Consider the following 7,681-nt stretch of genomic DNA (forward strand, 5'->3'; position numbering starts at 1 on the left):
GTTAGTGGTTTTTCTAATAACCAATTCCCTATTTGACCAATTCCCTATTTGACCAATTCCCAATTCCCAATTCCCAATTCCCAATTCCCAATTCCCGATTCCCAATTCCCGATTCCCAATGCCCAATTCCCAATTCCCAATTTTCAATTTTCAATTCCAAATTTAAGGCTGTCAATATGCTGAAGTTGACTTACACTGAAACGGGCTTTAACCTGGAGCGTTTGGCTCAATCTCCCGAACAGTTAGTGGCGCTGCGAGTTGTGCTGGCTATGCGAGTTGGTCAAAGCATCAGCGTCGAACCGAGCACTGCGGCATTTTTGCTGCCCGCGAATTTGCCGGCGCTGTCTCTGTTGGAATCTGAGGCGCGCCGAGATGATACCGATTCGATCGACCTTTGTGTTGCTGATGCTGATTTTGTCGAGGTGACTCTGCGCGGTACGTGGATTTCTGATGCGTCTGAGGGCGCTCAGGGGGTGTTTGCGACTGTTTTGAGCGATCGGGCGGAGCGGTTGTTGCTCGGACTCTGGCTCGAAACTCAGGCTGCTGCCGAGGTTGTTGGGGAAGTCGGCGATTAATATCAAATCAAGAAGTCATTAGTCATTAGTCATTAGTCAGATGTTGAATGAAATATTTTCTTCATCTGACACTCTCCCACTCTCTCACTCTCCCACTCTCCCCTTCTCCCCATCCGATCAGGGTGTATAAATTAGGTTGAAGTAAATGCCCTTATCTTGAAGATTGTCGCCTTTATCGGTAATTCTCACCAAAGGAAAAGCATAATCTACACGCAAGTTCACCCGCCGTATCGGTTCCCAGATTATTCCCAAACCCATACCTGCTAAAAATGTCTGATTGGTTAATTTATTAGGATTGTTCGCAACGTTCCATACCGTACCCGCATCCAAAAAAGGAGCTAATTGAAGTTTGGGATTTCCCGAAGCATCCCGCTGCAAAGTAATCCGATCCTCGATCGACAGTCGGAAGCCGTTATCGCCAGAACGCACATTTTGGCGGTAGCCGCGCAGAGATTGCCCGCCGCCAATTACAAATTGCTGCGAAGGTAACAAACTATTAGCAGAAAGTTGTAAGTCTGATTGCAAAATTAATAAATGTTTATCATTTAATCGCTGTACTCGCTGCACTTGACCCAGCCAACTCAAAAATTGTCCGTCAGGGACAGAACCTTCATTTTGAGTAGCATCAAACAAGCTTGTGCCGATCGTAAATTGCGATCGCAAAGCCCAAGCACCCTGAGGATCGCGCCGAATGTAGTCCTGTCCCAGCTTAATCGCAGTGGTAGTCGTGACACCATTGGAGTCAGGGCCAAAGCCAAATGGAGTCGGTACACCGGCGACAAAAGTTCTGCCTTTCTGATAAGTAAGACCGGCAGATACGGCAAATTCTTCGATCGGCGTTCTCCGCAGCGGCTGGCGGTAACTAACTTCAAATAAATGCGATTTTCCCGAAATGTCAAAAGCATCAAAAGGTTCTTGTACTATACTGTTACGGTTAGGCGCCGCCCTCAATTGCAACGTGCCGTTCATCGCATTTAGCGGCAAGCGATAGCTGAAATCGAAGACATCTGAATCGCCGAGCGATCGATAATAAGCACCCGCAAGTTCATCGCCATTTCCTGTGAGATTGCGGTGCCGCAAACTAACACCCAATCTTTCAGAACCGACGCTGGGAGGCGAATAATTGTCAATGCTGAAACTAGATTGAAATGGATTAGCTTCCGTAACTCTGACGATCAGAATGCTCTCTCCTTCATTATCCCCAGCCCGCAGGCTGGCTTCTACATTGTCAAATAAAGGATCGACTCGCAGCAGCCGGAGTTGGTTTTCTAATGAAGCTGTACTTAAAGGCATTCGGGCACCGAGTCGAATCCGGCTGCGGATGTAACTTGGATGCAATCTTTTAGCTCCTTCTACCTCTATTTTGGTCAGCTTGCCTTCGATAACTTGAATTTTGACTGCTCCTGCGGTGATAGTTTGGGGCGGCAAGACGGCTCTCGAAGTGATGTAGCCGCGATTGAGGTAAATTTCGGTGATTTTGTCGGCGATTTGTTTGAGCTGTTCTAGCGTGGCAGAACGGCCCTCTAACGGTTTGACTAAGGCATTAATTTCGTCAGGGCTTAAAATTGTGCTGCCAACTACTTGAATTTTCTGCACCTCAATTACCTGATTCGGCAGTGGCAGGGGCACTGGCGACGGGCGCTCCGGCGCAACTGGTTGAGGTACTTCAGGAGGTTGTGGGGAAGGCTGGGGAGCGGGTTGCAAAAATCGATCGCGATTTGGATCTGGCTGAGTCGGTGGAGCGGGCAGGTTTGGAAGCGGAGTTTGTGGGTTTTGGGCTAAAACATTGCTGTGTAGCTGGTTTGGCAATTTCGGTTCGCTGTCAACTAGATTTTGTGCTTCGGTTTCCGGGTGGGCATCACAACCCGTTTCATTAATTGTGGAACAGCGATCGACCTGATTGTCAAGAGGGTTGTTTTCGGCAAAATCCGGCAGTTGATTTAAGTTAGTTGCAGTTTCATCCTGCTTGATTTCGAGTTTTTGCAGCGCTAATACTCCGTTGCCCGGATCTGCTAAGTTGTCAGCGGCGGCGGGCAACTGATAAATATCGTCCGTTTGGGATATAGCTTGATGGGCATCAAAGCAAGCAATGGGGAGCGCAGTTAGAAGTGAAATCCCCAACCGAAATATTGCAATATTTGCTCTCGGGCGCATAATTAATATTTTTTGTAAAATAAGTTTGCCTGCTGCTTGCACTATGCAAGTTTACCATTTACTATCGGGCGGAATTTGACCATAAAATTTTCAATAGTCCGGCTTTCTAGAGACAAGGAGACCGTGATGCTCGTTAGCACAAAAATTTTAATTTATGCAGGACGATCGCCCAAAAAAATCTGCAACGCCACATAAATCATATGTGGCGCTGCCCAATAGGGCGATCGCACCATTTGAGATTTTCCACTTGAGATTTGAGAATTGGCAATGACTTATGACTGTAGCAACCCTCATTGATTTTCCAGGACTGGAAAACCTGAAATCCTTACCCTACAAGGATTATAGCAATACAAGGGGTCGCGTTCTTTTCAGACTCAGATCCGAGGATTGCTCGATCGGGGTTTGGACCCTGGGTCTAACGTTACATTTTTGGGGGAAACTAATATGGAATTATTTTTTGGCGATCGGTTTTAACTCACTAGGGACTAATGGTTCTTGGGCGATTTTGCCGAGTTCGACTGCACTCAACACTTCTGACCACTTGATGGCTAAAGTGTCATCGCCGGGAGACTCACTCCGCAATTTAGCTAGAGTTTCGAGGTACTCGTACCAGAGAGCTTGTTTGCCGAAGATGCTGAGCTTGGCGCGACTGTCGGGCGATCGATCCAACTCTGTTTTCAAGGTTGGGGCCACTGCGATGCGGTTTATCCACCCCGAAACGAGAACCTCATCTCTATAGTTTTTTGGGTTGCATTTGATAGTAAAGTACCATTGATAGTTTTTGCCAACTTCCAGGGCTGGCGAGTTGCCGTCGGAGCCGAGGTTGATGCTAACGATACCAGGACGGCTCGTTACCATCCGAAAACTTTTTTTGTATACTGTTTTGTCGCTTTCGTCTGCTAACTCAAACTGAACTGTTTTGTCGATGGCTACGGGAACGTAGTAGAAAAATGTCGGCTTTGCTGATATTGTTTGCCCCATAGTTGATTGGGGAATCAAAGCAGTTAAGGCATTTGTGGCAGTGCATTCTAAGCCGCGGGTTCCTCCCCCTTCCCGCCTTCCGGGTACTCCCTGCTCCGGCGGTTGAAAGTTATTCCACGTGCCTCCCAATTGCTGGCTGTTCGGTCTGCTTCCGCTTAGTTCCGGGGGTTGAACTGTTTGCCAGTTGAGCGGTAGCTGCGGTTTTGAGGGGCGGTGAACATTGTTACCGGGGCTGTTGAGAGCAAGACCTGGTATTAAACTACCAACGCCAACTCCCTCTAAAGACAGAATTAAGGAAAGAGCACCGATGTTTAGAGCAGACTTCCAAGCCATGACGAACCTGCCTTCTAATGAACCTAGGAACTTGATCGCACGATTTTATTCTACCCAAGGTTATGACGGATCTAGTAATCTGTTGTACTTAATTTATATCTTCCAACAGATACGATTAGTTTGGTCCTTCTGACCGAGATGGAATTCTGTGTCGCGTTTTTCAGTGCTAGCTTAGTAGTTATACTTACTTGCCTGCACGGCAGCAGGTTGGGTTGAGCTTGTCAAACCCAATTTTGAGAAAGACTAATATTCCGGTTTTTTTTACTCTGACCGCAGGCTAAAAAGCGTCTTTTCGTAAAAAAATCGGTTGATGCGTCAGTCCAGGATATCAGGAACCTCGGCAATTTTGCTGAGGAGTCTTACGCGATCGGCTACAAGTAACAAATCAGGTTTTCTGTACAATAGCGGCAAAAAAATTTAGCATGAATCTCGACTCACCTGTTCTCTCGGACAAACAGCCTTCGGGGCTGCGGATGGTAAGACCGATCGGAGTCTTGGCACTGCACGGCATTGCTTTTTTAGGAAATAGGTTGTTCGCGGTCGATCGCACCGAAGGGCTGCTATTGGAGATCGATCGAGAAACGGACAACACCACTGTTTTAAATCCTCATCAAACGGCTAAGTTTGCGGGCGCAACCGGGCTGGCGATTTGGGAAGATACTCTCTGGTTTTCCCGAGATGAGGATATTTGTTGCTGTCCGGGCGCAATTCGGGATGGGGCAATCGCTGAACTCAAACCGGAACATTTTGTTTCCCTTTATTATCCCGCTGACGGGATTGCTGTTTGGAAATCTACGCTGTATGTGACTTGCCAGAGATTGGGCTATATTCTGGTTTTTGATGTAAAAACTGGTCGGGAAATTACTCGGTTTTACGCTCCGGGTATTGGCATAGAAAATATCACTGTCCGGGATGAGGAACTTTGGGTTTGCGACAAGACTGAGCAAACTGTTTACTGTTTGGAACGGGCAACTGGGGAGATTAAATTTAGCGTTTTGACTCCCTTTGAGTGGCCTTCTGGTTTGGCTTTTCACAAGGATGCTCAGACGGGCGAAGATGTTCTGTACGTGGCTTATGCCGGGGATGAACTGTATATCCGGGACGATCCGAATTCGGAAGATCCTTTTCAGTTGACGAAGCGCGATCGCACTTTTGTTCACCCTTTATCTTTTCACTACAATGAAGCCGAACGCTACGCTCTGTCAAACGGTTTTTTGATGGAAATGTCCTATGTGGAGGAACTGTCTCCTCTGGATGAGGTAGAAATCGATAAATTGGAGTGGCGGATTGCTTTACCTTCGGACACTCACCGGCAAAAAGTGAGGAAAATTACGCCGATTGGAATGCCTTTTACTGAGGAAATTCAGGAAGGGGAACGAGTGGCGGTGTTTAAGTTCGATCGCCTACTGAAGGGGGAACGGCGAATTTTTGGCTGGAAGGCATTGTTAGAAGTGCGATCGATTAAGTATCAGTTGTCACCTCGGGATGTAGAAAAAAATCCGCCGCTATCGCCGGAGTTTGCAGCTAAGTATTTGGTGGACAATGATAATTTGGCGATGGATACGGAGATTGTGCGATCGGCTGCGGCGGCATCCATCGGCACAGAAACTAACATTTTGAGGAAGTTACTGAGCATTCGCAATTTTGTTTACGACCAACTTTCTTACGGAATTAGACCTCACATTGACACTCCCGATATTGTACTGCGTCGCGGCGTCGGTTCTTGCGGCGAGTACGTGGGTTTGTTGTTGGCCTTGGCAAGATTGAACGGGATTGCTTGTCGCACAATTGGGCGCTACAAGTGTCCGGCTTTTGCTGACAGAAAAGGTGTGCCGCTGGAACCCGATTTCAATCACGTTTGGCTGGAGTTTTACATTCCCGGTTTTGGTTGGGTACCGATGGAATCTAATCCTGATGACATTCAAGACAGAGGCCCTTATCCTTTGCGGTTTTTTATGGGTTTAGCTTGGTATCACGTGGAAATTGGCAAGGGAATTCGCTTCCAAAGTCTCACCAGCGGGGGTCTTCCTTTGAAGAAGGAGGATGTTTCCGTGGGAAGTCTGGCCATTAATCATGTCCGGTTTACAATTTTGGAAGAGTTGTTTTAAGGAAGAAGGAAGAGGGAAGAAGGAAGAAGGAAGAAGGAAGAAGGAAGAGGGAAGAGGGAAGATTTTTCTTACCTCATCCTCTCCCACTCGCCTAATTCAGAGCACGTCCGGTACAATAACCGTTATCAGGTTTGTAGTGAGGACTTTAGTCCGCAGAGTTTTATGAGGACTAAAGTCCTGACTACAAAGAGGTTTGTAGTGAGGACTTTAGTCCGCAGAGTTTTATGGACTAAAGTCCTGACTACAAAGAGGTTTGTAGTGAGGACTTTAGTCCGCAGAGTTTTATGAGGACTAAAGTCCTGACTACAAACCTTTTTTATTGCGTTTGTGCGATCGCACATAATCTCAAGTATAAGACAAGCAGGAGGGGTTGTGGAATTTTCGATTGCTAATTTGCTGGTTTTGGTAGCCTTTGTGCTGTTGCTGACTGTAACTGGCGGAGTCGCCTATTTGACAGCGGTTGAGTGGCGCGATCGCAGGCGGTTAGATAACGCTAAACGGAAAAAATAGTCGCTATTTGCTGTTGACAAATTGCATTTTTCATGATAATAAATAAGGCGACATACTTGGTCGCCTTTAAAGGTTTGTAGTGAGGACTTTAGTCCGCAGAAATTGATGCGGACTAAAGTCCTCACTACAAACCTATTTGATTTAGGATTCACGGGCGGGAGGCGCGCGGCACAATCAACACAGATGAAAAAAAGGATTTAGGATTTTAAGTCCACTGTCGGAAAAATGTATTTTCTTGCCAAGCGGCGGCAGTGCGTTGTTCAATTGCTGCCATTTCTGTTTTGTTCAGGGGTTTGAATGCTTGGGCAACTTTCAAGTTTTCTTCGAGTTGCTTTACTGAGTCGGCGGCGATGACGCAGCAGTGCACGCCGGAGAGTGAAAGCGTATAGCCCATTGCTTGGTGCATTCCATCTAAAACACCGTTCTGAAATAATTTGCCGTAAGCTGGTATTTTCATGGCAATTACGCCGATGTTTTTGGCTTTGGCGACGGGTAAGGCGCTGGTAACAAACGATCGCGGGTGGTGTTTTTCGGCAGCGTTGAGAGAGATTAATGTTGTATCGAAAGCATAGCGCTGCAAGCCTGCGACAATAATAGCGGGTTCGTGGTGTCCGGTGATGCCGGAAAAACGAATTATTTTTTGCTGTTTGGCTTCTTCGATTGCCTTTATTGCTCCTTTGGCACTAAAAATCTGGTCTAATTCGTTTTGAAATGAGACGTGGTGGAGTTGCCACAAGTCGAGGCGATCGGTTTTCAATCTTTTGAGCGATCGTTCTAAGTCTCTCCAGGCGCCATCTCTGTCTCTAGCTGCTGTTTTTGTGGCCAAGAACAGGCGCGATCGATATTTTGGCAAAACTTTGCCTAAGTTTTCTTCGCTGGGCCCGTAGTCGGCCGCCGTGTCAAAATAGCGAATGCCAAGTTCGATCCCACATTCCGCAGATATTCGATCGGATTTAATTTCAAAAGAATTCAGAATTCTCAAAACCTCAAATAATTGCTCTGCAATCATTTGAGGCTTTT

Annotated in this window: 7 protein-coding genes; 3 read left to right on the forward strand and 4 right to left on the reverse strand. The window is 46.8% G+C overall.

Annotated features, from left to right (window positions below; all coding sequences use genetic code 11):
* Positions 1 to 28 precede the first annotated feature (28 nt).
* Positions 29 to 175, reverse strand: coding sequence for a hypothetical protein (locus JGK39_RS21215; RefSeq protein WP_293202945.1), 147 nt, complete (start codon positions 173 to 175; stop codon positions 29 to 31).
* 1 nt (position 176) lies between these two features.
* Between JGK39_RS21215 and JGK39_RS21220 the strand changes: the two genes are divergently transcribed.
* Positions 177 to 575, forward strand: a complete 399-nt coding sequence (locus JGK39_RS21220; RefSeq protein WP_293256799.1) for an alr0857 family protein — start codon at positions 177 to 179, stop codon at positions 573 to 575.
* 117 nt (positions 576 to 692) lie between these two features.
* Here JGK39_RS21220 and JGK39_RS21225 read toward each other — a convergent pair whose 3' ends face one another.
* Both JGK39_RS21225 and JGK39_RS21230 read right to left on the reverse strand, forming a co-directional pair.
* Positions 693 to 2,729: a ShlB/FhaC/HecB family hemolysin secretion/activation protein gene (locus JGK39_RS21225; protein WP_293256744.1), complete on the reverse strand. Its 2,037-nt coding sequence runs from the start codon at positions 2,727 to 2,729 to the stop codon at positions 693 to 695.
* Positions 2,730 to 3,179: 450 nt separating this feature from the next.
* Positions 3,180 to 4,043 (reverse strand): DUF928 domain-containing protein, encoded by an 864-nt coding sequence (locus JGK39_RS21230; RefSeq protein WP_293256741.1) that lies wholly within the window; start codon positions 4,041 to 4,043, stop codon positions 3,180 to 3,182.
* A 422-nt stretch (positions 4,044 to 4,465) separates the two neighbouring features.
* Between JGK39_RS21230 and JGK39_RS21235 the strand changes: the two genes are divergently transcribed.
* Entirely contained in the window at positions 4,466 to 6,151 is a 1,686-nt protein-coding gene (locus JGK39_RS21235) for a transglutaminase domain-containing protein (RefSeq protein WP_293256738.1), read from the forward strand.
* Positions 6,152 to 6,523: 372 nt separating this feature from the next.
* Complete coding sequence (locus tag JGK39_RS21240; protein WP_293147539.1) at positions 6,524 to 6,661, forward strand: hypothetical protein; 138 nt, start codon at positions 6,524 to 6,526, stop codon at positions 6,659 to 6,661.
* Between the two features lie 205 nt (positions 6,662 to 6,866).
* Here JGK39_RS21240 and JGK39_RS21245 read toward each other — a convergent pair.
* On the reverse strand, positions 6,867 to 7,681 hold an 815-nt coding region (locus JGK39_RS21245; protein WP_293297257.1), incomplete at its 5' end, for an aldo/keto reductase.

The organism is Microcoleus sp. PH2017_12_PCY_D_A (genome assembly GCF_020738565.1).
In the GTDB taxonomy this organism is placed as follows: Bacteria; Cyanobacteriota; Cyanobacteriia; order Cyanobacteriales; family Microcoleaceae; genus Microcoleus.